Source organism: Paraburkholderia denitrificans (genome assembly GCF_042655705.1).
GTDB classification, from domain to species: Bacteria; Pseudomonadota; Gammaproteobacteria; order Burkholderiales; family Burkholderiaceae; genus Paraburkholderia; species Paraburkholderia denitrificans.
Genome location: NZ_JBHSMP010000036.1, coordinates 1 through 23,240, shown reverse-complemented (window position 1 = coordinate 23,240; position 23,240 = coordinate 1). Strand labels below are relative to the sequence as shown.

General features: G+C 65.0%; 20 protein-coding genes. 10 read left to right on the top strand and 10 right to left on the bottom strand.

Annotation, left to right across the window (positions count from 1 at the left end; all coding sequences use genetic code 11):
* Window positions 1-245: 245 nt before the first annotated feature.
* Window positions 246-1,580 (top strand): oxalate/formate MFS antiporter, encoded by a 1,335-nt coding sequence (oxlT, locus tag ACFPTO_RS21760; RefSeq protein WP_377714615.1) that lies wholly within the window; start codon window positions 246-248, stop codon window positions 1,578-1,580.
* Window positions 1,581-1,600: 20 nt separating this feature from the next.
* Window positions 1,601-2,644 (top strand): LysR family transcriptional regulator, encoded by a 1,044-nt coding sequence (locus ACFPTO_RS21755; RefSeq protein ID WP_377714613.1) that lies wholly within the window; start codon window positions 1,601-1,603, stop codon window positions 2,642-2,644.
* 98 nt (window positions 2,645-2,742) lie between these two features.
* Here ACFPTO_RS21755 and ACFPTO_RS21750 read toward each other — a convergent pair whose 3' ends face one another.
* From ACFPTO_RS21750 to ACFPTO_RS21735, 4 genes are all read right to left on the bottom strand, one after another.
* Window positions 2,743-3,720 carry a 2-dehydropantoate 2-reductase gene (locus ACFPTO_RS21750; RefSeq protein ID WP_377714611.1) on the bottom strand — a complete coding sequence of 326 codons (978 nt, stop codon included), beginning with the start codon at window positions 3,718-3,720 and terminating at the stop codon, window positions 2,743-2,745.
* A 196-nt stretch (window positions 3,721-3,916) separates the two neighbouring features.
* Window positions 3,917-4,537: a LysE family translocator gene (locus tag ACFPTO_RS21745; RefSeq protein ID WP_377714609.1), complete on the bottom strand. Its 621-nt coding sequence runs from the start codon at window positions 4,535-4,537 to the stop codon at window positions 3,917-3,919.
* Window positions 4,538-4,610: 73 nt separating this feature from the next.
* Complete coding sequence (gene gltS, locus ACFPTO_RS21740) at window positions 4,611-5,813, bottom strand: sodium/glutamate symporter (protein ID WP_377714607.1); 1,203 nt, start codon at window positions 5,811-5,813, stop codon at window positions 4,611-4,613.
* 154 nt (window positions 5,814-5,967) lie between these two features.
* Window positions 5,968-6,747 (bottom strand): hypothetical protein, encoded by a 780-nt coding sequence (locus tag ACFPTO_RS21735; protein WP_377714605.1) that lies wholly within the window; start codon window positions 6,745-6,747, stop codon window positions 5,968-5,970.
* Between the two features lie 472 nt (window positions 6,748-7,219).
* Here ACFPTO_RS21735 and ACFPTO_RS21730 point away from each other — a divergent pair, with 472 nt between their 5' ends.
* The 5 genes from ACFPTO_RS21730 (at window position 7,220) to ACFPTO_RS21710 (ending at window position 11,300) form a co-directional block, all read left to right on the top strand.
* A complete protein-coding gene (locus ACFPTO_RS21730; RefSeq protein ID WP_377714603.1) occupies window positions 7,220-7,612 on the top strand; it encodes an oxidoreductase-like domain-containing protein in 393 nt (130 codons plus the stop codon).
* Window positions 7,613-7,655: 43 nt separating this feature from the next.
* The gene (locus ACFPTO_RS21725) at window positions 7,656-8,627 is read left to right on the top strand and encodes an NAD-dependent protein deacetylase (protein ID WP_377714601.1); all 972 of its coding nucleotides are present in this window, start codon (window positions 7,656-7,658) and stop codon (window positions 8,625-8,627) included.
* A complete protein-coding gene (locus ACFPTO_RS21720; RefSeq protein ID WP_377714599.1) occupies window positions 8,624-9,238 on the top strand; it encodes a DUF938 domain-containing protein in 615 nt (204 codons plus the stop codon). The genes ACFPTO_RS21725 and ACFPTO_RS21720 overlap by 4 nt, the downstream gene beginning before the upstream one ends.
* 105 nt (window positions 9,239-9,343) lie before the next feature.
* Window positions 9,344-10,753, top strand: a complete 1,410-nt coding sequence (gene gndA / locus ACFPTO_RS21715; RefSeq protein ID WP_377714597.1) for an NADP-dependent phosphogluconate dehydrogenase — start codon at window positions 9,344-9,346, stop codon at window positions 10,751-10,753.
* Window positions 10,754-10,973: 220 nt separating this feature from the next.
* A complete protein-coding gene (locus ACFPTO_RS21710) occupies window positions 10,974-11,300 on the top strand; it encodes a DUF4148 domain-containing protein (protein ID WP_377714595.1) in 327 nt (108 codons plus the stop codon).
* Window positions 11,301-11,667: 367 nt separating this feature from the next.
* Here the strand turns inward: ACFPTO_RS21710 and ACFPTO_RS21705 are convergent, their stop codons facing one another.
* Entirely contained in the window at window positions 11,668-11,988 is a 321-nt protein-coding gene (locus ACFPTO_RS21705) for a hypothetical protein (protein ID WP_377714593.1), read from the bottom strand.
* 313 nt (window positions 11,989-12,301) lie between these two features.
* Between ACFPTO_RS21705 and ACFPTO_RS21700 the strand changes: the two genes are divergently transcribed.
* The 3 genes from ACFPTO_RS21700 (at window position 12,302) to ACFPTO_RS21690 (ending at window position 16,721) form a co-directional block, all read left to right on the top strand.
* Window positions 12,302-13,027, top strand: coding sequence for a peptidoglycan DD-metalloendopeptidase family protein (locus ACFPTO_RS21700; RefSeq protein ID WP_377714720.1), 726 nt, complete (start codon window positions 12,302-12,304; stop codon window positions 13,025-13,027).
* A 64-nt stretch (window positions 13,028-13,091) separates the two neighbouring features.
* Window positions 13,092-14,096: a low-specificity L-threonine aldolase gene (ltaE, locus tag ACFPTO_RS21695; protein ID WP_377714591.1), complete on the top strand. Its 1,005-nt coding sequence runs from the start codon at window positions 13,092-13,094 to the stop codon at window positions 14,094-14,096.
* A gap of 174 nt (window positions 14,097-14,270) precedes the next feature.
* Window positions 14,271-16,721, top strand: coding sequence for a glycogen/starch/alpha-glucan phosphorylase (locus tag ACFPTO_RS21690; RefSeq protein ID WP_377714589.1), 2,451 nt, complete (start codon window positions 14,271-14,273; stop codon window positions 16,719-16,721).
* Between the two features lie 99 nt (window positions 16,722-16,820).
* On the opposite strand, the gene ACFPTO_RS21685 is transcribed toward ACFPTO_RS21690, so the two are convergent.
* The 5 genes from ACFPTO_RS21685 to phnL form a co-directional block, all read right to left on the bottom strand.
* Window positions 16,821-18,020, bottom strand: a complete 1,200-nt coding sequence (locus ACFPTO_RS21685; RefSeq protein WP_377714587.1) for a porin — start codon at window positions 18,018-18,020, stop codon at window positions 16,821-16,823.
* Between the two features lie 500 nt (window positions 18,021-18,520).
* Window positions 18,521-19,636 (bottom strand): succinylglutamate desuccinylase/aspartoacylase family protein, encoded by a 1,116-nt coding sequence (locus tag ACFPTO_RS21680; RefSeq protein WP_377714585.1) that lies wholly within the window; start codon window positions 19,634-19,636, stop codon window positions 18,521-18,523.
* A 330-nt stretch (window positions 19,637-19,966) separates the two neighbouring features.
* Entirely contained in the window at window positions 19,967-20,734 is a 768-nt protein-coding gene (locus tag ACFPTO_RS21675; RefSeq protein WP_377714583.1) for an ABC transporter substrate-binding protein, read from the bottom strand.
* A 442-nt stretch (window positions 20,735-21,176) separates the two neighbouring features.
* A complete protein-coding gene (locus tag ACFPTO_RS21670) occupies window positions 21,177-22,310 on the bottom strand; it encodes an alpha-D-ribose 1-methylphosphonate 5-triphosphate diphosphatase (protein WP_377714581.1) in 1,134 nt (377 codons plus the stop codon).
* Between the two features lie 77 nt (window positions 22,311-22,387).
* Window positions 22,388-23,167, bottom strand: a complete 780-nt coding sequence (gene phnL, locus ACFPTO_RS21665; protein ID WP_377714718.1) for a phosphonate C-P lyase system protein PhnL — start codon at window positions 23,165-23,167, stop codon at window positions 22,388-22,390.
* Between the last annotated feature and the right edge of the window lie 73 nt (window positions 23,168-23,240).

Here is a 23,240-nt window from a genome sequence, read left to right as displayed (position 1 = left end):
CGGCAGCGCAAGGTATCAAGCAAGGTATCAATAAAGCGGTCGAACCCCTGTGCAATAAAGCGGTGACGAACAGGACGCATTAAATCGAACGCGTGCGGGTTGGCAGATTTTTATTCGAATATCGGTTTTGTCTGTGTAATAAGAATCAAAGGCAGTTTCAGGTCGCAATCGCAAACTATAAGCAGCAATTTATGCAGGCCGGCAATTCCGCCGGCACTCATGAATGGAAAGTGGAGACAAGCGAGATGAATGCAATCAGTCAAAGGAGCGAGACAGGTCCCTTCTGGACCAACCGCTGGTTTCAGTTAGTCGTGGGCATGGTGTGCATGGCGCTCGTGGCCAATCTGCAATACGCATGGACGTTGTTCGTCGCGCCGATGCACGCGCGGCACCAGTGGGGCGTGGCGTCGATTCAACTGGCGTTCTCGATCTTCATTCTGACTGAGACCTGGCTCGTGCCGATCGAAGGCTGGCTGGTCGACAAGTTCGGTCCGCGTCCGGTCGTGGCGGTCGGCGCGGTTTGCGCGGGCCTTTCGTGGGTCCTCAATTCGTACGTGACGACGCTGCCGATGCTGTACGTCTCGTCCGCGGTCGCGGGCATTGGCGCAGGCGGCGTGTATGGCACGTGCGTCGGTAATGCGCTCAAGTGGTTCCCGGATCGTCGCGGTCTCGCGGCGGGCCTCACGGCTGCGGGCTTCGGTGCGGGCGCAGCGGTTACCGTGATTCCGATTGCGAACATGATCGCGAGCCGGGGCTTCGAGCACACGTTCTTTTTCTTCGGCATCCTGCAGGGTGTGTCGATTTTCGTGCTCGCGCTGCTGCTCGTGAAGCCCGCGCCGCGCGCGACCGTCGCGTCGCCACGGCGTCTCGTCTCGCGCGTCGACTACACGTCGGGGCAGATGATCAAGCAGCCGGTGTTCTGGGTGATGTACGCCGCGTTCGTGGCCGTCGCTGCGGGCGGCCTGATGGCGACGGCCCAGATCGGCCCCATCGCCAAGGACTGGGGTCTCGCCAAAATGCCGATGACCGTGTTCGGCGCGACGCTGCCGCTGCTCACGCTGACGCTCTCGATCGACAACATCTGCAACGGCTTCACGCGTCCGCTGTGTGGCTTTATTTCGGACAAGATCGGCCGTGAGAACACGATGTTCTTCATTTTCGTCGGCGAAGGTCTTGCGCTGCTCGGCATGATGCGGTTCGGCACGAACCCCTATGCGTTCATGACGTTTGCCGCGCTCATCTTCCTGTTCTGGGGCGAGATTTTCTCGATCTTCCCGGCGATCTGCGCCGATACCTTCGGCAGCAAGTTCGCCGCCGCCAATGCGGGCACGCTGTACACGGCGAAGGGCACGGCATCGCTGCTCGTGCCGATCGCGTCGATCCTCTCGACAACGGGCGGCTGGAGCGCCGTATTCGTTGTGGCCGCCATCATTACGATTGCGGCGGGTATCAGCGCCAAGTTCGTTCTCGCACCGATGCGCCACCGCCTGCTCACGCAGCAAAGCGACGCGTACCAGGTTTCCCGCACGGATGATGCGCCGTCGGGCCTGTCGCAGTGGTCCAATCAGACCGGCGAATAAGACAGGGCGCGGGAAACGCGATGAACGTATCCCTCCAGCAACTCAAGGTCTTCGTCGCGGTCGCGCGGGCGCGCAGCTTCACGCGCGCCGCGCGCGAGTTCGGCCTCACGCAGTCGGCGGTGAGCCGCTGCGTGCGCGATCTCGAAGAGGCCGTCGAGTTGAAGCTGTTCGACCGCACCACGCGCAACGTCGAACTCACGCTCGCGGGCAGCGGCTTCGAGCGCCGCATCGGGCGACTGCTCGACGAAATCGACATGGCGCTCGCCGAAGGGCGCGAAGCGAATCAGGCGCATAGCGGCGTCGTGCTCGTGGCGAGCAATCCCGCGTTGTCGTCGACGTGGGTGCCTGCCGCGCTCGCGCGCTGCGCCGCTGCGTTTCCGTCGCTTACGCTGCAGCTCGAGGATCTGCCGCAGTCCGCCGTTTTGCGGGCCGTCGAGCAGGGCGAGGCGGACTTCGGCGTGATCGCCGAGGCCGCGCCGCCGCTTGCGTCAGGTGTATCCGGCATGCCCGGTGGATGCGGCAATCTCGACGTGCAGCCGCTCGCTGAGGCACCGCTGTGCGCGGTGCTGCCGCCGTTTCACCCGCTCGCCCAGCACGGCATGCTGCGCTGGGCCGATCTCGCGGGCGAGCCGCTTGTCACGCTCAATCGCGATGCGGGCTACCGTGATGCGGTGGTGCGTGTGCTGGCCGGGCTGTGTGCCGAAGGCAAGCCGCTGCAGGAGTTCGCGCACGCGGCGGGCGTCGCGCGCATGGCGCAGCTTGGGCTCGGCATCGGCGTGCTGCCCGTGTCCGCAGGCGCGATAGCGGCGCGCGATGCAGCCGATCCCGCCTGGCATTGGCCCGCGCCAGCGGGCTCGCTCGCGGTGCGCGTGCTGCAACCGGTCGTCAATGTGACGACGATGCTCGTGCGCCGCCGCCATCGTTCGCTGCGCCCGTGTGCTCAGGCTGCGTGGTCGCAGTTCGCCGCGGACGCGTCGAGCGGCGCGCAAACCGGCGTGCCGAAGCGCGAGGCGGCGTGTACGTCGTTGTCCGCGCAACCGTATGAACCGGCGAGCGTGAGCTAGACGATTCGATGCGGTTTCGCTTCACGCAATATTCGCGCAATAAAAAACGGACCACGATGTGGTCCGTTTTCGTTTATGCCACCGTTACCGCAGCGGCGTCACGCAGCCATCAGCGCCATGCGTTCGCGCTGCTTGACGAGGGCGAGCACGACGTCGATGGTGGGCGTCGGTTCGCCGACGAGCACGCCCATCTCCTGCACGACCGTCAAGAGCGGATCGATTTCCATCGGCCTGCGGTTTTCCAGGTCGACGAGCGTCGAGGTCTTGTGCGCGCCCACCGCGCCCGCGCCGTCGATGCGTCGCTCCACGTCCACGCGGAAATGCACGCCGAACTTCTCGGCGATGTGCTTGGCCTCCAGCATCATCGTGCGTGAGACGTTGCGGGTGGCCGGATCGCTCGTGATGACGTCGAGCGTGCCGTGCGTGAGCGCGCTGATCGGGTTGAAGCAGAGATTGCCCCAGAGCTTCAGCCAGATCTCGTCGCGAATGTTCTCGCGGATCGGCGCGTCGAACCCGGCGGCCTGCATGATCTCGTGCAGTTGCACGATGCGCTGCGTGCGCTCGCCCGAAGGCTCGCCGATCGGAAATTTCTTGCCGTACACGTGGCGGATCACGCCGGGCGCGGCGATTTCGGCGGCCGGATACAGCACGCAGCCGATGGCGCGCTCGGGCCCGAGGCGATTCCACTGCGACCCGTCCGGATCGATGCTTTCGAGCCGGGTGCCCTCGAACTGGCCGCCGTGGCGATAGAAGTACCAATAAGGGATGCCGTTCGTGCCCGTGACGATGGCGGTGTGCTTGCCGATGAGCGGCTGCATGGCGTCGATCACGCCCGCCACCGAATGCGCCTTGAGCGTGATGATCACGACGTCCTGCACGCCGAGTTCGCGCGGATCGGAGGTGCAGCGCACATCGGCGACATATTCTTCGCCGTCCATCAAAAGGCGCGCGCCGTGCTCGCGCATGGCGGCGAGATGCGGGCCGCGCGCGATGAAACTCACGTCGGCGCCCGCGCGTGCGAGCTGCACGCCCATCATGCCGCCTATCGCGCCCGCTCCAAAGATGCAGATCTTCATGTTGAAACCCCAGTGACGTTGAAAACCGCTTGTCCGTCGCCGCGCGGAACATGCTTTAAAAAAAGCGTGCGGTAAAAAGCGTGCCGCTCGCCGCATCGACAGACGATGGTTCGAGCATAGGGGGAGGCGTGGATTAACGACAGTTAAAGTTTGTCGGTAAAACCATCAACAAAAGCTTATGAATGGAGCGTGGCGATCAGCGATGGCGCACGAGCAGGAAACTCACGCCGATCAGGCCGAGAAACGCGCCGCAGCAACGATTGAACCAGCGGCGCACGGCCTGGCGCGTGAGCCAGCGGCCGAGATACACACCGGCGAGCGAGTAGAGCGCAATGGCGATCCATTCGAGCACGAGAAAACTCGCGCCGAGCACGGCGAACTGCGGGCCCATGGGTTTAGCCACATTGACGAATTGCGGCAGAAACGCCGTGAAAACGAGGATCGCCTTCGGATTGCCCGCGGCCACGAGGCACTCGCGCCACGCGATGCGCGCAAGCGACGCGTCTTCTTCGAGGGTCATGCCGGCCGGCGCCGCATCGCTGCGCCAAAGCTGGATGGCGATCCAGACCAGATACGCGGCGCCCGCGAGCTTGATCACCAGGAAGAAGGTTTCGGAGGCGCGCAGCACGACCGCGAGTCCCGCGGCGGTGAGCGCGATCATCGCGGCGAACGCCACGAGCCGTCCCATGCCGCCCACCACTGCGCGGGCGAAGCCGTAGCGTGCGGCCACGTTGATGGACAGCAGGTTGTTCGGCCCCGGCGCCATGTTGAGCGCGAAGCACGCGGGAAGAAAGAAGAGCCAGGCGGTAAGGGACATGTTCGGGCCGCGTGCGCGTCGGAGAGGCGAATCGACTGATTCTATCCGAAACGCACGGCGGCCCCGGCGGCCTTCAGTGGAACAGCGGCAGCGCGAGAAACAGCTTGATGACGATGACGTTGACGACGTCGATGAAGAACGCGCCCACCATCGGCACGATGAGGAATGCGACGTGCGAGTGGCCGTAGCGCGCCGTGACCGCCTGCATGTTCGCGATGGCGGTGGGCGTCGCGCCGAGGCCGAAGCCGCAGTGACCCGCGGCGAGCACCGCTGCGTTGTAATCGCGGCCCATCGCGCGGAACGTGACGTACATCGCGTAGAGCACCATGAGGACCGTCTGCGCGGCGAGGATCGTGAAGACCGGCAGCGCGAGTGCGCTGAGATCCCAGAGGCGCAGCGTCATGAGCGCCATCGCGAGAAAGAGCGCGAGGCTCACGTTGCCGATCAGCGCGACCGCGTGCTCGGCGACCGGGCGGCCGAAGTACGCGAGCCCGTTCGAGAGCAACACGCCGACAAACAGCACGCACACGAACGTGGGCAATGCGAACGCGCTGCCCGCAAGCAGATGCGAAATCGTGCTGCCCGCGGCGAGACTGATGGCGATGAGCGTGACCGTGTAGATGAATGCGGCGGGCGTGGTGGGCTGTTCGGCATTCGGTTCTTCGAAGGCGAAGGCGTCGGGCGCGGCGGCTTCGCCGGCTGCCGTGCCGCGGTGGCCGATGCGGTTGAGCAGCCGCTGTGCGACCGGCCCGCCGATAATGCCGCCCATGACGAGCCCGAACGTGGCGCACGCCATGGCGACTTCCGTGGCCGAAGACAGGCCGTGATTCTGGCTGAAGACCCTGCCCCACGCGGCGCCGGTGCCGTGTCCGCCGGACAGCGTGATCGAGCCGCCGAGCAGACCAAAGAGCGGATCGATGCCGAGCCACAGCGACATGCCGATGCCGAGCACGTTTTGCAGCACGAGCAGCCCGATCACCACGGCGAGGAAGCGCACGAGCACTGGGCCGCCCATCTTCAGACTCGAGAGATTCGCGTTGAGGCCGATGGTGGCGAAGAAGGCGAGCATGAGCGGCGTTTGCAGGCGGGTGTCGAACTTCACGTCGATGTTCGCGCCGGAATGCAGCCCGAACAGGATGAGCGCGACGACGAGACCGCCGGCGACCGGCTCTGGAATGGTCCAGCGGCGCAAGAGCGGCAGCGCGGTGACGAGCCGCCCGCCGAGCAGCAGGACGAGTGAGGCGGCAACGAGCGTGCCGTATAAGTCGATGTTCATGGTGGGCCTTGCAGCGCGGGGGAGAGGAAAAGCAGACGGGCACCGTTCCCGCGCGGGGTGCCATCGTCCACGGTAGACGAGCGTCGCGTTCAGGGCGCAGTGCGTGCCTCGCCAGCCGGCGAGCGCGAACCTGCGAACGCGCACTCTCTGGACGTCACTTCATGGTTGCTTTGCCGACCTCGATGATTTCGGCCAGATGCCGGGCCGGCACGACTTCGCGAATCATCCCGATGTGGGTGTTCTGGGTCGAACCCAATGCGTCGTCGCCGAAATTCACGCTGTGATCGAATGCCCGGTAGGCCAGCGGAACGTCCACCGGCTCCGGCCATTTTTTCTCGATGGCGTGATAAGTCACGGCCGCCATCAGCAGCGTGAGATCACGATCGGGATGGAAACCGTCGCCGGCCATCACCCACCGGAAGCCGGGCTGGATCTGCTGCGCCATCAGGTAGGCCATGCCGGTCGGCACGTGCCCGTCAGCCTTGATGCGCACGCTCGTGATGGCTTCGGCCCGGTTGACGATGCGGTTATCCATGAGGCTCTCCTGGTGCGTGCCCATCACGTAGACCCGGGAGCCGTTGGCGCGGGCAATCCGCGCGAGGTTCGCGAAGGCGGCGGCACTGGCCTTGCAGCCCGCATCGTTGCGTACGGATTTGTCGAGCATGCAACTCGCCAGGTTGCCGCGCTCCTGCAGGATGACGGCATCGAATCTCTGCTTTTTGAGTTCGCGCGCAAGCGCCTGGCTGCGCACGCGCTCGTCCAGATCGCCACCTGTTTCCACCAGCATGTCGGCCCGGATGTCGCGCCGGTCTACGGCCTTGACCAACGCCCTGTACACCTCGGGAAGATTGCCGATGTAGGTACGGCTGTCGCCCACCCACAGCACGCTGTCGGCCGCTTGGGCGAGCGGCACGCACAGCGCCAGCGTCGCCATGACGAGCGCGCTGCGCAGGGCGGATCGGAGCGAAGTCCGGGTCAAAGTCCGGATTGAAGCGCGGTAGTGCGAAAAAACTGGAAGTATGCGTGTCTTCGTATTCAAACTTTCTTTAAACGTGGTGTGAGCGTTCGCCAGGCCATCGTTCTTGTTTCGTCGATAGCGGGCGAATCTTCGGCGCATCGCTTGCGCATCCGGTGCGGCAAGCTGATCCGTGTGAACGATCTGGAGAGGGCGCTCCTGCCTGGAGCGTCGAACATTCTATCAGCATTACGAAGCATCAATTGTTGAGAATTGTTAGATGGCCAGGGACTGGCGATGTCATCGATGCTGTCGGAAAACCGTGGCCGATCCCTGATACCGAGGTTGCGATGCACGGTTCGGCCCGCTGCGGGCGGGCCGTGCGGCATCGCACGCGCCCGCGGCACGTCCCGTATACTGGTCGTCGACCTGCCACGACGACCGAATACCCATGTCTTTGCCTCCACGGCCCGAGGACGATCCGCGCCCCGAGCCTCCCATGCGTCCCGACGACGATGCCTGTTGCGGCTCCGGCTGCGATCCGTGCGTCTTCGACTTCTACGCCGAAGCGCTGAACGCCTGGCGCGCCGAACTCGCCGCATGGGAAGTGCGCGAGGCCGCGCGCCGTGAAGCGGCGGCACGCGAGGCCGAGGGCGCAACCGCGGGCGACACGACGCCGAAGGTTCTGACCCGATGTGAACCGTCTGCAAAGCGCGCTCCAAAGCAGGCTGCAAAAGAGGCCGCAAAAGAGGCCCCGAAGCAGGCTGCAAAACAGACCCCGAAGCAGGCCGCAACACAGACGTCAAAGCGGGCACCGAGGCAACCGCGCAAACCGGCCAGCTGAGCTGAGCGCGCCGCTTCCGCCCGAGCGCGCAATCGAACCCGCCATGACCGAATCCGACCTGCTGACCCCCGCCGCTCCCGCGTCCGATGCGCTCGACGCGCTGCACGCGTTCGTCGAGCGCCATCCGCGCCTGTTCGTGCTGACCGGCGCGGGCATCAGCACCGATTCGGGCATCCCCGGTTATCGCGACGAAAACGGCGCGTGGAAGCGCTCGCCGCCGATCACGTTGCAGGAATTCACCGGCTCCGAAGCCTGGCGGCGCCGCTACTGGGCGCGCAGCATGCTCGGCTGGCCGGCTGTCGGCTTCGCGCAGCCGAACGGCGCGCATCGCGCGCTCGCGCGTCTCGAATCCGCGGGCTTCGTGTCGGCGCTCGTCACGCAGAACGTCGACGGACTGCATCAGCGCGCGGGCAGCCACGGCGTTATCGAACTGCACGGCAGCATCGGCCATGTCCATTGCCTCGCTTGTGGCGCGCAGTACACGCGCGCGTCGATCCAGCCGCTGCTCGAAGCGAACAATCCCGAAGTCGCGGGTGCGTTCGCCGCGCCCGCCGCGGATGGCGACGCCCATCTCGATTTCGACGGCAACCTGCCCTTCGCCGTGCCCGCGTGCGCCGCGTGCGGCGGCATGCTCAAGCCGTCGGTCGTGTTCTTCGGCGAGAACGTGCCGCGCGAACGGGTCGCGGCGGCAACGGCTGCGCTCGATGCGGCCGATGCGGTGCTCGTCGTCGGCTCGTCGCTGATGGTTTACTCGGGCTATCGTTTCTGCGCCTGGGCGCAGGAGCGCGGCAAGCCCGTCGCGGCGGTGAACCTCGGACGCACGCGCGCCGATCCGCTGCTCGCGCTCAAGGTCGAGGCGTCGTGTGCCGCGATGCTCGAAGCGCTCGCCGCGCGTTTGCTGCCGCGCTCTACCGAACATGAGGAACACGAGGAACATGCCGGACAGCGGCCCGACACGGCTGAAAACGGCGGCGAACCGCCCCGAACCGCTACGAATACAGACATCGAACGATGAGCGAACCGCACTCCAGCGCGCGCCTTTTCGCGTCAGCCGCCGAACGCAACGCCGCGCCGATCCTCGCAGTCCTGCGCGGTGCGCTGCCTGCTCGCGGCAAGGTGCTCGAAATCGCGAGCGGCACGGGCCAGCACGCCGTGCATTTCGCGGCGGCATTGCCCGATATCGAATGGCAGCCGAGCGATGCGGATCCGCTCGCGCGTGCCTCGATCCTGGCCTGGCGCGAGTACACGGGTCTGTCGAATCTGCTCGCGCCGCTTGATCTGGACGTGCGCCGCGAGCCGTGGCCGATCGATGCGGCCGATGCGGTCGTCTGCATCAACATGATTCACATTGCGCCATGGGAGGCGGCGATCGCGCTCATGAACGGCGCGGGCCAGCGTCTCGCGGCGGGCGGCGCGCTCGTGCTCTACGGGCCGTACCGGCGCGGCGGCGCGCATACGGCGCCGAGCAACGAGGCATTCGACGCCCAGTTGCGCGAGCGCGATCCGGCATGGGGCGTGCGCGACATGGAAGCCGTCGAAGCGCTCGCGCAAGCGCAAGGCTTTTTATGCGAGCAGCGTGTGCCGATGCCCGCGAACAATTTCAGTCTGGTCTTCAGGAAGCGGTGAGTCCGGGCACGCCGTGACTCGGTACAGGCAGCGCCTGGGCGTTTCCCTTATCCTTGCACGATTGGCGCCCTGGGCGTCGCCGTCAAAGCGAAGTGGAGATACAACATGAGCAAGCAGGCAATCGGTGTCGTGGGGCTGGCCGTCATGGGCCGCAATCTGGCGCTCAACATCGAGAGCCGGGGTCATGCGGTGTCGGTCTTCAACCGCACCCGTGAGAAAACCGACGAACTGATCGCCGAATTCCCCGACCGCAAGCTCGTACCGGCCTATACGCTGGAAGCGTTCGTCGAGTCGCTGGAAAAGCCGCGCCGTATCCTGATGATGGTGAAGGCGGGTGAGCCGACCGACGCCACCATCGCGTCGCTCAAGCCGCTGCTCGATGAGGGCGACATCCTGATCGACGGCGGCAACACGCATTTCACCGATACGATCCGCCGCAACCAGGAACTCGCGCAGGCGGGCCTGCATTTCATCGGTACGGGCGTGTCGGGCGGCGAGGAGGGCGCGCTCAAGGGGCCGTCGATCATGCCGGGCGGCCCGCGCGATGCCTACGAACTGGTCGCGCCGATCCTCACCGAAATCGCGGCGAAGGCGCCGGACGGCGCGCCGTGCGTCGCGTACATGGGCCCGGACGGCGCGGGCCACTTCGTGAAGATGGTTCATAACGGCATCGAGTACGGCGACATGCAGCTGATCGCCGAAAGCTACGCCGTGCTCAAGCAGGTGCTCGGCCTCTCGAACGAGGAACTCGGCCAGGTCTACACCGCGTGGAACCAGGGCGAACTCGACAGTTATCTCATCGACATCACCTCGCGGATCTTCGGCAAGAAGGATGCGGAGACGGGCAAGGATCTCGTCGACGTGATCCTCGACCGCGCCGCGCAGAAGGGCACCGGCAAGTGGACGAGCCAGAATGCGCTCGATCTGGGCGTGCCGCTGCCGCTCATCACCGAGTCGGTGTTCGCGCGCGTGCTCTCGTCGCTGAAGACGCAACGCGTCGCGGCGAGCAAGGTGCTGTCGGCGCCGTCAGTGAAGCCGTTTGCGGGGGACCGCACGGCGTTCATCGAAGCGGTGCGGCGCGCGCTGTACCTGAGCAAGGTGATCTCCTACGCGCAGGGTTTTGCGCAACTGCGTGCGGCCTCCGACGACTACAAGTGGGACCTGCAGTACGGCACGATCGCGAAGATCTTCCGTGCGGGCTGCATCATCCGCGCGCGCTTCCTGCAGAAGATCATGGACGCCTACGCGCACGATCCGCAGCTCGCGAACCTCTTGCTCGACCCCTATTTCCGCGATATCGCCGCGAACTACGAGGCGGCGTTGCGCGAGGTGGTGGTCCAGGCCGTGTCGGCGGGTGTGCCGGTGCCGACGTTCTCGTCGGCGATTGCCTATTTCGACGGCTATCGCTCCGAACGCCTGCCGGCCAACCTCGTGCAGGCGCAGCGCGACTTCTTCGGCGCACACACGTTCGAGCGTATCGACAAGCCGGGCAGTTTTCACGCTGATTGGGCTTGAGGACGGCACGCGCAGGCGCGCGGTAGAAATCCATATTAGCGTTACGGTTTTTGCTGGAATCGAAAGGCGAGTCACGTCGACTCGCCTTTTTTATTGCCTGAAATGAAATTGTGTTTCAACTAATTAGGGTTTTCCCTATAGAAAAAAGCCTCCTAGACTGTGTTCAACGGCTTACGAACAAGGCGTTCGAAGCCTGGATAAAACACATGGAGGTCTACGTATGAAGAAGCTCATTCCCGCGGTTGTGGTTGTCGCCGCGCTCGCCATTCCGGCCATTTCGTTCGCGCAGCCGGACCAGCAAGGCCTGACGCGCGCCCAGGTGCGTGCGGAACTGGTGGAACTCGAACACGCGGGCTACAACCCGGCGACCGACCATCTGAACTATCCGGCAAACATCGAGGCCGCCGAGGCGCGCGTGCATGAGCAGAAGCTCGCCAGCAACGACACCAGCGGCTTCGGCGCACCGGCAGACGGCACGACGCAGGCGGGCGACCCGGTTGTGCCGCAACGACCGGCCAAGGCAGGGTCGGTGTATTTCGGCCACTAAGCCGGCCACCAGGCCGTTTCGCCGAAACCCGACGCCAGCGCGCCGCGTCATGCGGCTCCCCGGCCCCGGAGATGGAACGTGCAGTTGCTGGGGTCGTGACAGATTTATGCGGTTGAAGTAGCAGTTGCTGTCGAGGTAGCTGTAGCAGTTGCAGTGGAAGTAGCAGTGGAAGTTGCAGTTCCGGCAGTAGAAGTTGCAGTTGCAGTAGAAGTTGCAGTGCTGAAGTCTCTGAGAGGTTGGATTAGTAGTGGCAGTATCCGCAGCATGCAGTCAAGCGCGGCCCGGTCCAGAACCGGTCCGCGCTTTCTTGTTTGGGGCGCCGTCTACTCCGGGTCAGGGTCTGTTTGCGCCAGGCACAGGCCCTGCCTCAGTGCAGGAGGCGCGGGCGGCGTGCGATGTCGTCGAAGAGCGCACGGCCAGGCTCGAGTGCGAACAGCCAGGTTTCGTCGTAGCCGCTCAGCGTGTCGAGCGACTGGCGCAGACGCTCGATCACCACGGCCGGAATTTCGACGGTCGCCTCGACGCCGCCCGACAGGTGTGCGACGCTCGCATGCTGGACCAGTTCGTCGGCCGCTTCGGCCACGTCAGTCGCAAAGACAAGGTGGTTGTTCAGCAATTCGACAAGGCCGGGCGACGCTTCGATGTCTTCGACACTGAGCTGCACGGAAAGGAAGGTGGCTTTGTTCATCCTCGGATTCCTCACGAATGCGGGGTCCCAGCGAAACATCTGTCGTTATTTTTATGGTGCGGCACGACGCAGTATAGGCGAGCGTTGCCGGAAGTGAGTGCTGCCCGCTTCGCGCGGTGCGTTTCGCATCGGACGATATAATGGTTCGCCCGTTTTTTCCGGCCCTCCTTTTTCGCGAGGCGTAGCGCGTCAGCGAACGCTTGCGAACCGAAGCACATCGAATGTACGTGGCGCCCAGTGTACGTAGCCAGGCGCAAGCGAGGCACAAGCGAGGTACTGCAACATGAATCGACACCGGCGAAACCCGGACGCAATGTCAGGAGCGGCGGCAGTGGCAGCAGGGGTCGCACTGGCTGCCCTGACGCTCCTGATGAGCGCCTGCACGATTACCCCCTGGGGCGAAACGGTTGGCAGACCCGTCCCGACTTCGACCGGCGGCGTTCCCGCCGGTTACTATCGCGTCAATCCCGGCGATACGCTCGCGCGCGTCGCCGCGGCCTTCGGCCAGCGTCCGCAGGACATCGCAAGCTGGAACCAGTTGCCGCTCAACGCAAGCGTGGTGCCCGGCCAGGTGCTGCGCGTAGCGCCGCCGCCGAGTTACGCGCCCTCCGCGCAGCAGCCGCCTTCTTCAGCGCCCGCGGCGGCGGGTGTCGCCATGCCCGCGCCCGTCCCGCCGTCTCTCACGCTCGCCTGGCCGGTTTACGGGCCGCTGCTGCAGAAGTTCGTGCCCGGCAAGGCCAGCGGCATCGTGATCGGCGGCGTGGCGGGCGAACCGGTCAAGGCCGCCGCGGCGGGCCGCGTGGTCTACGCGGGCACGGGCATCGAGGCCTATGGGCCGCTCGTCATCATCAAGCACAACGATTCGGTCGTGACCGCCTACGGCCACAACGGCAAGCTGCTCGTGAAGGAAGACGAGGCCGTCACGCAAGGCCAGCCGATTGCCGAAATGGGCGTCGACACCCACGGCGTCGCCAGCGTGCAGTTCGAGGTGCGCAGCAACGGCAAGCCGGTCGATCCGTTGCCGCTGCTGCCTCGCTAGGCGGCGCGCGCAAACCGGTGCGCGTGCGCCATCGCGCAAGCGCCAACCAGGAGGACTTCATCGCATGATCGATCTGCGTAGCGACACCGTTACCCGCCCGAGCGAAGGCATGCTCGCCGCCATGACCCGCGCCGAAACCGGCGATGACGTCTGGGGCGACGACCCGACTGTCCTGCGCCTGCAGGCGCGCCTCGCGGAGGAAGCGGGCAAGGAGGCGGGCCTGTTCTTCCCGAGCGGCACGCAGAGCAACCTCGCCGCCCTGATGGCGCACTGTGCGCGCGGCGACGAATATATCGTCGGCCAGGCGGCGCACACGTACAAATACGAAGGCGGCGGCGCGGCGGTCCTCGGCAGCATTCAGCCGCAGCCGCTCGACAATGCCGAAGACGGCACGATTGCGCTCGAACGCATCGCCGCCGCGATCAAGCCGCTCGACGATCACTTCGCGCGCACGCGCCTGCTCGCGCTCGAGAACACGATCGGCGGCAAGGTGTTGCCGGCGGCGTATGTCGCCGAGGCAACCCGGCTCGCCCACGCGCGCGGACTCTCGACGCACCTCGACGGCGCCCGCGTGTTCAACGCCGTCGTCGCTTCGGGCCAGCCGCTCGCGGCGCTCTGCGCGGGTTTCGATTCGGTGTCGATCTGCTTTTCGAAGGGGCTGGGCGCGCCGGTGGGTTCGGTGCTGGTCGGCAGCCGGGCCGTGATTGACGTCGCGCACCGCTGGCGCAAGGTGCTCGGCGGCGGCATGCGTCAGTCGGGCGTGCTGGCGGCGGCCTGCCTCTACGCGCTCGATCACAACGTCGCGCGGCTCGCCGACGATCACGCCAACGCAGCCCGCCTTGCAGCCGGTCTCGCGCAAATCGCGCAAGTGAAAGTCATGTCGCAGGCGACGAACATGGTGTTCGCGCAGTTCCCGCAGGAACACTGCGCGCCGCTCGAAGCGTGGCTCAAGGAGCGCGGGGTGCTCACGCAGATGCTTTACGCGTCGCGATTCGTGACGCACCTCGATTTGTCGGCGGCGGATATCAATACGTTTGTCGAGGCCGTGAAGGCGTATTTCGCGCGATAACGCCTCGGCGGCACGGCACCCGCCGCCGCACGCCATGCCGTGCTGCCGCAAGCGGCGCAAAAATGTCCTACTCTGCAAACTGATCTGCGTTTCGGCCCCGGCGTTGCGCCCGGGCGCTTTGCACGCGCAGCCCCAGAACGCGCGGCGAGTGCGCCGCATTTCCGGGAGGCTTCGATGACAGTCGGTCTGGAATTCGACCAGTTGCAGAGCAGCGCCGACGCACTGCGCCGCTCTATCTCGAACCGCTTGATGTACGGCGTCGGCAAGGACGCCGTCACGGCCCGTCCGCAGGACTGGCTGCACGCCGCGGCGCTCGCCGTGCGCGATCGTCTCGTCCAGCGCTGGATGGTCACCACGCGCCGCCAGTACGATCAGGACGCTAAACGCGTCTATTACCTGTCGATGGAATTTCTGATCGGCCGGACGTTCTCCAATGCGCTGCTCGCGCTCGGCATCTACGATCAGATGAAAGAGGCGCTGGCCGACGTCGGCATCGACATGGAATCGCTGATCGATCTCGAACCGGACGCCGCGCTCGGCAACGGCGGCCTCGGACGTCTGGCCGCGTGTTTCCTCGATTCGATGGCGACGCTCGGCATTCCCGGTTTTGGCTACGGCATTCGCTACGACTACGGCATGTTCCGGCAACGGATCGTCAACGGCGAGCAGGTCGAGGCGCCCGATTACTGGCTGCACGCCGGCAATCCGTGGGAGTTTCCGCGGCCCGAGGTGCAGTATCCGGTGCACTTCGGCGGACGCACCGTGCAGCGCGACGACCACGTCGAATGGATCGACACCCAGCACGTCAACGCGATGGCCTACGACACGGTGATCCCGGGCTACGCAACCGACGCCACCAATACGCTGCGCCTGTGGTCCGCGCGTGCGGACGAGGAACTCGATCTCTCGGCGTTCAACAAGGGCGACTATCAGGGCGCGGTGGAGACGCGCAACGAATCGGAGAACGTCTCGCGCCTGCTCTATCCCGACGATTCGACGATGGCGGGCCGCGAACTGCGTCTGCGTCAGGAATATTTCTTCGTGTCCGCGACGATGCAGGATCTGATCCGCCGCTATCTGCGCACGCACAGCACGTTCGGGCGCTTCTCCGAGAAAGTCGCGGTGCATCTGAACGATACGCACCCGGTGCTGGCGATCCCCGAGCTGCTCCGTCTGCTCGTGGATGTCCACCATCTGCCGTGGGCCGAGGCGATGGGCCATATCCGGCGCGTGTTCTCGTACACCAATCACACGCTGATGCCCGAAGCGCTTGAAACCTGGGATCTCGAACTATTGGCGCGATTGCTGCCGCGGCATCTGCAGATCATCTTCGATATCAACGCGGCGTTTCTCACCGAAGCGAGCGATCAGGGCGCGCACGATCTCGACCTGATCCGCCGCATCTCGCTCGTCGACGAATTCGGCCACCGGCGCGTGCGCATGGCGTATCTGGCGATCGTCGCGAGCCACACGGTCAACGGCGTTTCAAAGCTGCATTCGCAACTCATGCAGCGCGATATCTTTGCCGATTTTGCGCGGCTCTATCCCGAGCGCTTCACGAACGTCACGAACGGCATCACGCCGCGCCGCTGGCTCGCGCAGGCGAATCCGCCGCTCGCCCGGCTCATCGACGAGAGCGTCGGCACGAACTGGCGGCGCGATCTGCTCGAACTGCGCGGGTTGCGCAATCTGCGCGGCGACGCCGCGTTCGAAGCCGCCTTTCACGCCGCCAAGCGCTGCAACAAGGTGCGTCTGGTGCAGCGGCTCACGCAGCGCACGGGCATCGCGTTCGATCCCGACGCGCTCTTCGACATGCAGGTCAAGCGCATTCACGAATACAAGCGCCAGTTGCTCAACGTGCTGCACGTGATCGTGCGCTACAACCGCATCCGCGAGAACCCGCAAAGCGACTGGGTGCCGCGCGTGGTGCTGTTCGCGGGCAAGGCGGCGTCCGCGTACCGCATGGCGAAGACGATCATCAAGCTCATCAACGACGTGGCTGAGAAGGTCAACAGCGATCCCGCGGTGGGCGGACGGCTCAAGGTGGTGTTCGTGCCGAATTACGGCGTAAGCGTGGCAGAACTGATGATTCCGGCTGCCGATCTTTCCGAGCAGATCTCGACTGCGGGCACCGAGGCGTCGGGCACCGGCAACATGAAGCTCGCGCTAAACGGCGCGCTGACGATCGGCACGCTGGATGGTGCGAACATCGAGATCGGCGAATCGGTGGGACCGGAGCATATCTTCATCTTCGGCCACACGTCGGATCAGGTCGACGCACTGCGCGCGTCGGGCTATCGGCCGCGCCAGATCTACGAGGACAACGCGGAGCTGCGTACGGCGCTCGACCAGATTCGCACGGGCTTTTTCTCGCCTGGCGACCCTGCGCGCTTCCTGGATATTTTTCACTCGCTCGTGGACTGGGGCGACCACTACCTCGTGATGGCCGATTTTGCTGCGTTCATCGCGGCGCAGGAGGAAGTCGACCGCCGGTTCGTCGACGTCGCGGGGTGGACGGCGAGCGCAATCGAGAACGTTGCGGGCGTGGGCCAGTTTTCGTCGGATCGCGCGATCTCTGAATACGCGAGCGATATCTGGCGCGTGAAGCCCCTCGACATGGGCTAGCGGTCACACCGGGCCGGGGCCGGGCAGAGCCAGCCGCAATAAAAAAAGGCGCCGCAAGCGGCGCCTTTTTCAGCTGCAAAACTGCCAGCAGGGTGCTTCTTAGAAGCGGTGACGCATACCGACCGTCACAGCAACCTGGCTTTGCGTCGACGAAGCCGAGCTTTCGCCGTTCATGAACGCGTGGATCCGGCCACCCGTTGCCGACACGTGTTGCCAGTCGCCTTGCAGGTACACGTCGGTGCGCTTCGAGAGCAGGTAGTCCGACTGCAGCGAAACCGTGTTGAAGTTCGGGTTCACGCCTGCGCCGAGGTCCGAGCGGGTGTACGTGTATGCGCCAGCCAGCGTCAGGGCCGGGGTCAGAGCGTAACGGACGTTGGCTTCGATGTTCTGGAAGCGGGCGCTGTTCGCGCCGAAGGCGATGCCGCCACTCGTTGCGTTGCCCCTGCCCGATTGCGTACCCGAAATGCCGCCGCCGGCTGCATCCGACAGGTTCGTCTGCGTGTACACGAGGCCAGCCGTTGCCGGGCCGAACGCGTAGCTCAAGCCGCCGCCGAACGTGCGCTGACGGCCTGCCAGGAACGTCCATTCGCCGGTTTGCGCGCCTGCGCCGCCCGAACCCGTGAAGCTGCTCCCATTAGTGACGTTGTTGGCGAACGAGGCCGACGTGATGTCGTTGTTCAGCTGGAGGTAGCCGGCTGCAAGCTTCAGGGGACCGTAGTTATACGTTGCGCCGAAGCTGTATGCACGGTTGTTCGCGAACTGGGTGCTGTTCGAGAACGAGTACGTTGCGCCGAACTTGAAGCCCGAAACGTCGATGCTCGTGTACTTGACCGTGTTGTTGAAACGGACCGAGTTGTTCAGGTTGTCGTTGTCGAACGGGTGAGCAGCGATCGTGCCGCCGTATTGGCCGCCCGTGAGCGTCAGCGGTGCGACGTAGTCAACGACGCTGTCGTATTGACGGCCGAGGGTCACGGCGCCGAACTGGTCGCTTGTGAGACCGACGAATGCCTGACGGCCGAACATGCGGCTCGACTGGCCGAACGTGCCGTTGTTGATGCTGAAGCCGTTCTCCAACGTGAAGATCGCCTTCAGGCCGCCGCCGAGGTCTTCAGTGCCGCGCAGGCCGAAGCGGCTGCCGTTGACCGTGGCGCTGCGAAGTTGCCAGGCGCTGTGGCCGCTCTGGTTGTTCGTGTACGTGATACCGGCATCGATCAAGCCATACAGCGTCACGCTGCTTTGTGCTTGGGCTGCGCTCGCGATAGCGGCGAGAACCGCGGTGGTCAGGATTTTCTTATACAAGACTTGTTCTCCGGATTAAGGAAAGATACGAGTGCCTCGTCTCGTTCGGACAAGGTCATCCGTGGCGCGCAATTTATTCCACGCTGCAGAATTTAATATGACAGAGGGAGTACGTAGGGAATTTGTTGCTTTACTGTGGTGTCGATACGACAGCAGGTCCCTGGAATTGATATTTGTTCAGGAATGGTATTCGTACCCGGGGCCGATGCGGATTGTTGAGGATCGCGGATGAGAAGCCGGGGGGATATATCTTTTTGGAATATGCCTGGCAGGCAGCCTTTGGGCTGCGAGATTTATCTGCGTCTATTGGTCGATTAAGACAGGCCGATGTGATTTATCAACAACACGAATTAAAGATCGTTGCCGAGATTTTGATGTAGCTCATATCGGCCGACGCTCGTTCGAGAACGTGAGTGATGCAGAGCAAGCGTCAACTGGGTCCGGCTGTCGTGGTTATGCGCCCGGCTCATACGTTCCGCATGAGCCGGGCTCGCGCCGGATTAGAGCGAGAGCAGCGCGCCGCTGCGAATCGGGCGCGCGCCTGCGATCCGTGCGATCTCCGCTCCGGCCGTGGCGAAGCGCGTGCTGTGCCGCGCGTACATCACGCCGCTCACGCTGCTGCGTAGCGTGATCACTTCGTCGGTCAGGGGGTTCACGATGTCGGCGACTGGCGCGCCTGCCTCGATCCACGTGCCGTGCTCGGCGCGAAATACGATCACGCCCGTTGCGGGTGCGACAAGCGGCTCCGTACCGGCGAGCGGCGTGGCCGGATACGCGAGCGGCGGCAGCGGCGGCGCCTCGCCTTCGATCACGCCGCGATGGACCAGATAATCGACGATGCCCTGCGCATCGCGTTCGGCGAATTCATATGACACGTCGCGCTGGCTGCGCAGCTCCACGGTCACCGAGATCGAGCCGAGCGGAATCGGATGGCGCTTGCCGAAGCGCTCGCGCAGTTCGCTCCAGCAGAAGCTGTGGATCTCGTCGAACGGATTGCCGACTGAATTCAGCGCGAGCAGCGACGCCTTGGCGTCCAGATAGCGCGCGAGCGGTTCGACGTCGGGCCACAGTTCCGGGTTCGTGTAGATGTGCAGCGCGGCTTCCCAGTCGCAATGCAGGTCGAGCACGATGTCGGCATCGAAGGACAGCCGCTGCAGCGCGAGGCGCTGCGAATCCAGCTCGGTCTTCGGCTTCTGTGCGGCCAGCGCTTCGCCCATGGCCGCGCGAATGGCGTTTCGGTTCGCGTCGGCGTCGGCACCGAGGCGTTCCTCGATCACCGGCAGCACGAGCGCCGCGAGGTTGTGGAAATTGCGGTTGAAGTTCTGCGCCGTATTTGATTCGAACCGTCCGGTGAGATGACCGAGCCAGTGCTGCCCAAGGCCGATCGGATTCGCGACCGGGACGACGACGATTTCGCCGCGGATGCGGCCCGCCGCTTCGAGTTCGGCGAGCTTGCGGCGCAGGACCCACGCGGCCAGCATGCCGGGCAGCTCGTCGGCATGCAGCGACGATTGAACGTAGACCTTTTGAGCGCCGCCCGTGCCGTAGTGGAAGCTCGTGATGTGCCGCTCGGTGCCGAGTGCGGGCGCGATCAACGGATGGTGATGGGTTTGCATGATCTGAGCGCGTCACGGGATGCCGCGGCGCGCATTGAAGTTGAGTTCGGATCCAGCGATTCCCGCGATGAAAGCGGTAGGCCGATCTTAGCGGATTCGATCTGAGGCCGGAACCCGGGCGGCTCCTCGCCGCTGCGCGCTCGATGCGCGACATGCTTGCCATCGGCTGCCATCAGGCAGTCACGCGCCGCGCATCCGAAGATGTTTTCCAATCCTCAATGATCGATGACGATACGGCGCGAGGGCGAAAAAAAACCCAGACCGCAGTCTGGGCTTTTTCGTGTGCCGCGTTCGCGACGCCCGCGGGCGTCGCTGCGCGGCGCAGGGCAATTAGCTGCCGTAGACGTCGAAGTCGAAGTACTTGGCTGCGAGCTTCTTGTACGTACCGTCCTTGATCATGTCGGCGATAGCCTTGTCGATCTTTGCCTTCAGGTCGGCGTCTTCCTTGCGCAGGCCGATAGCGGCGGAGCCCGTCGGGATTTCCTTGCCGGCGAACGCGAAGCCGGCGCCGCGCGGGGTCTTCAGGAAGCCCAGGTCGGCTTGCACTTCGTCTTGCAGCGCTGCGTCCAGACGGCCCGACAGCAGGTCGGCGTAGACCTGATCCTGGTTCTGGTAGGGAACCACGTTCACGCCCTTTGGTGCCCAGTTTGCCTTGGCGTAGGTTTCCTGGATTGTGCCTTGCTCGACGCCCACCGACTTGCCCTTGAGCGCGTCAGCCGTTGCCTGCAGGTTGGAACCCTTCTTCGCCACGAGGCGCGTCGGCGTGTTGAACAGCTTGGCCGAGAAGGCGATCTGTTGCTCGCGCTCCGGCGTGATGGTCATCGACGAGAGGGCGCCATCGAACTTCTTCGCCTTCAGGGCCGGGATGATGCCGTCGAAATCCTGCTCGACCCACACGCACTTCGCGTTCAGGCGCTTGCAGATTTCGTTTCCGAGGTCGATGTCGAAGCCGACCAGCTTGCCATCCGGTGCTTTGGATTCGAACGGCGCGTAGCTGGCGTCGACGCCGAAGCGCACGGTGGACCAGTCCTTCGCATGGGCAGCACCGGCCGATACGGCCAGCAGGGCAACCGACAGGGCGGCAAGCAGTTTCTTCACTATGTGTACTCCTCGGTATGGTTCATGGTGCACCGCGTGCGTTGTGGGCGCCGCAGTGCAATTATCAGGCGCGGTTTGCGTCCCAATTCTGGTCAGATCCGCCACCGGTATTGCCAGCGGCACGCCAAGATTACCAGGTCAAAATTGTGACGTCGCTAGTGTAATACGAGATAGTGCGTGCGGTCGCGTGTTACCGAACGTTCGGTAAGGAGGCGCAGGGGCCGGAAAACACTGCCGGACGGGCCTTTGCGGCAGTCGCGAGGCGCGCCCGAAACGCCGGTGCGGGTTTGCGATGCGCGGGCCGTGATGCGCCGGTGCGACAATCCGCGCAGCGCCGCTGCCGTGCCGAAAGATTCTGTATGGAATATGAAATAAAAACGATGGCGTGCCGTTGGCCGCGCGGGCTGTCCGGCACGCTTTTGCAGCGCGGCGCGCGCGCCGCTCAGACCACCCGCTTGCCCGCGCGGTAGGTCTCGCGCGGCACCGGCAGCGAATCGAGCATCACCACGCGCACGAAGTCGGCCCGCAGCCCGGGCTCGATTGCGCCCCGGTCGGTCAGCCCGGCCGCGCGCGCGGGTTCGTGCGAGACCGTCGCCACGGCGCGCGGCAGCGTCCAGCCCGCCTTGGCAACGAGGTCGAAGGCCGCCGCGAGCAGGCTCGACGGCACGTAATCCGACGACAGGATGTCGAGCAGACCCGCCTCGGCCAGTTCCAGCGCCGACACGTTGCCCGAGTGCGAGCCGCCGCGCACCACGTTCGGCGCACCCATGATCGTCGCGATGCTGCGCTTTTTCGCCTGCGCCGCGGCGAGGCGCGTGGTCGGGAATTCGGCGAGCACCATGCCTTCGGCGGCGGCCTGCTCGACATGTTCGACCAGTGTGTCGTCGTGACTCGCGAGAGGAATGCGGCGCACCCGGCAGCGCTCGACGATTTCGCGGCGGTGGTCGTCGGCGAAGCGCTTTTGCTCGTCAGCGAGTTCGGCCAGTGCCGTCGCGGCCTGCTCATCGGTCCACTTGCCGTGGCGCTCCTGGAAGCGGCGCCACTGCTCGCGGTCGTGCCACTGGCGCTGGCCCGGCGTGTGGTCCATCACCGAGGCGAGTCGCAGGAGCGGGTGCTCGCTCAGCGTGTCGAAAAGTTCGATCACGTCCTCGGTCGCGATTTCGCAGCGCAGGTGCAGGAAGTGCTCGGCGCGCAGCAGGTCGCGCTGGGAGAAACGCAGGAGCGCCTCGGAGCACGCCAGCTGCACGTCGCGGCCGCGCACGCCCACGGCGAGCCGCGTGCCGATGGCGAGGGCGTCGAACACGGTTGTAATGCCCGCCGCGGCGATTTGCGCGTCGTGGATCACGAACGCGGCGTCGGTGTTCCAGTGCACGCCGGGGCGCGGCGCGAGGTGCTTTTCCAGGTTGTCGGTGTGCAGTTCGACGAGACCCGGCAGCAGATAGTCGCCGTGCCAGTCTTCAGCGTCGGCGGCGGCGGTCGTGCCGCGCGACAGTTCGCCGATCCGGCTGCCATCGACACGCAGCGTGCCGGTGAAAACTTCGTCTCGCGTCACGATGCGGGCGTTCGTGATCAACATCGTCAGGCTCCGTAATCAGATCAGGGCGCAAGTCAGGCGCGGGTAACAAGCGCGGGTAACAAGCGCTGGGAAGAGGCTCAGGCGGCTTCGCCCAGCGGCGTTTGCGTGCGCGCGGCGGCGAGCGGCATGCGCCGCGTCGCGACGCGCTCACGTGTGTCTTCGTCGTGGAAGACACCGACGATCGCCGCGCCGTGCTCGCGTGCTTCGACGATCAATTGCGACACTGCCTCGCGGTTTTCCGCGTCGAGCGACGCTGTGGGCTCGTCCAGCAGCAGCACGCGGTGCTGCGCGATGAGTCCGCGAGCGATGTTCACGCGCTGCTGTTCGCCGCCCGAGAACGTTGCGGGCGCAAGCGGCCAGAGCCGCTGCGGCACGTTCAGGCGCGCAAGCAGCGTTTCGGCGCGCGCATACGCTTCGTCCTGCGCCACGCCGCGCGCTACGAGCGGCGCGGCGACGAGATCGCGCGTGGCGACGCGCGGAATCACGCGCAGGAACTGGCTCACGTAGCCCACCACGTTGCGGCGCAGACGCAGCACGTCGTGTGGCGCGGCGCAGGTGATTTCGAGGTGTTGCAGCGCGGTGTCGTCGTCGCGGATCGCAATCGAGCCGCCGCTCGCGAGATAGTTGCCGTAGAGGCAGCGCAGCAGCGTGCTCTTGCCCGCGCCGGACGGCCCGACAAGCACGACGCATTCGCCGCGCTCGACCTCGAGCGAGACGCCCGCGAGCGCTTCGATGCCGATGCCTCCCTGGCCGTGCAGCGTGAAGGTCTTGCGCACGTTTTCCGCGCGCAGCATCAGCGCGGGGCGTTCGACGAACGCGTGCATTGCGCGGTTGGCAGCACTAGTCGTGTCGGTCATATCGATTCCTAGGAGTGCGTCGGATTTGAGGTGAGGCGTGAGTCCAGGCACCAGGTGATAACTGGGTTCGCGC